Annotated in this window: 1 protein-coding gene; it reads right to left on the bottom strand. The window is 64.7% G+C overall.

Annotated elements, in window-relative coordinates:
• The coding region (locus KKO72_RS20775; protein WP_371736925.1) for a DUF5801 repeats-in-toxin domain-containing protein at positions 1–614 on the bottom strand (614 nt) is incomplete at its 3' end.
• Positions 615–624: the final 10 nt, after the last annotated feature.

Raw genomic sequence — 624 nt, forward strand, 5'->3', positions numbered from 1 at the left:
GTCGCGGTGTCGTTGTCGCCATCCACCACCGTCACCGTTGCACTCAGCAGCACCTTGCCATTGGCCAGGCTGATGAGGTTGTTGTCGTTGCTGTTGTCCACGTCCTCCGGCAGATGATCCAGCTCCGCCGACTGGGTCAGCGTCACGGTACCATTGCTCGCCACGCTGATGCGGAACACCTCCCCGGCCGTGGTCGAACCGACGATGTCGCTGCCCACCTTGGTCAGGGTGATGGCCAGCCCGTTGCTGGTCAGCCCGCTGTTGCTGTCGGTCACGCTCAGGCTGTAACTGCCCACCGTGGTGGTGCCCGGACCGTCCGCGCCATAGCTCGGCACCGCCGCCGCCAGGAACGCCGCCGCAAAGCTGCCGGTCGCCGTATCACTGGCCGACCCGATGGTCTGCGCATCCTGGGTGGTCAGGGTGATGCCACCGTCTACCACCGCGTTGATGGTCACGCTGGGCACGTCGTCTTCGAAACGGATGTTGCCACCCAGATCCGCACTCACCGTGCCGGTCGCGGTGTCGTTGTCGCCATCCACCACCGTCACCGTTGCACTCAGCAGCACCTTGCCATTGGCCAGGCTGATGAGGTTGTTGTCGTTGCTGTTGTCCACGTCCTCCGGC

The organism is Rhodoferax sp. U11-2br, from assembly GCF_018619435.1.
Taxonomy (GTDB): Bacteria; Pseudomonadota; Gammaproteobacteria; order Burkholderiales; family Burkholderiaceae_C; genus Rhodoferax.